The sequence below is a fragment of the Acidovorax cavernicola genome, assembly GCF_003581445.1.
In genome coordinates this window covers 1-622 of the sequence record NZ_QXMN01000325.1, presented here as the reverse complement: position 1 = coordinate 622, position 622 = coordinate 1, and the positions used below count along the sequence as shown (strand labels likewise).

Genomic DNA, 622 nt, shown 5'->3' with positions numbered 1-622 from the left:
CCTCACGGGCCAGAACCCCGCAGCGCTCGACGCGCAACTGGCCGCCGTCGCCCGCGTGCCCCAGGCACCCGATGCGCTGGCGCTCCAGATTCCCGCCGAGACCCTGCGCCAGCGCCCCGACGTGATCGCTGCCGAAGCGCGTGTGGCGGCTTCGCTGGCGCGTGTCTCGCAGGCCGATGCCGCGCGCTATCCGAGCTTTCGCCTCGGCGGCTCGCTGGGCCTGCGCGCGCTGACGCTGGGCGCATTGACCCAGGGCGGCTCGGTCGTGAGCGCGCTGCTGGGCAGCATTTCCGTGCCGCTGCTCGATGGCGGCGCGGCGCGCGCCCAGGTGCGCGTGCAGGAAGCCTCGCTCGAGCAGTCGCGCCTGAACTACGCCGCGACCGTGCTCACGGCCTTGCAGGAAGTCGAGGACGCGCTGGCCGCGCTGCAGGGCGACGGCCTGCGCCTCGAACAGCTGCGCATCGCGGCCGAAGCCGCGGCCAATGCCGCGCTGCTCGCGCAGCAGCGCTACAGCAGCGGCCTCGTGGATTTCCAGACGGTGCTTGAGACCCAGCGCACCCAGCTGTCCTCGCAGGACAGCCTGGCCAGCGCCCAGGCCGCGCTCACTGCCGACCATGTGCGG

Annotated in this window: 1 protein-coding gene; it reads left to right on the top strand. The window is 73.5% G+C overall.

All coding sequences use genetic code 11. The features are described 5' to 3' along the window. A partial coding sequence (locus D3H34_RS33450) for a TolC family protein (protein ID WP_167481336.1) occupies positions 1-622 on the top strand: 622 nt, incomplete at both ends.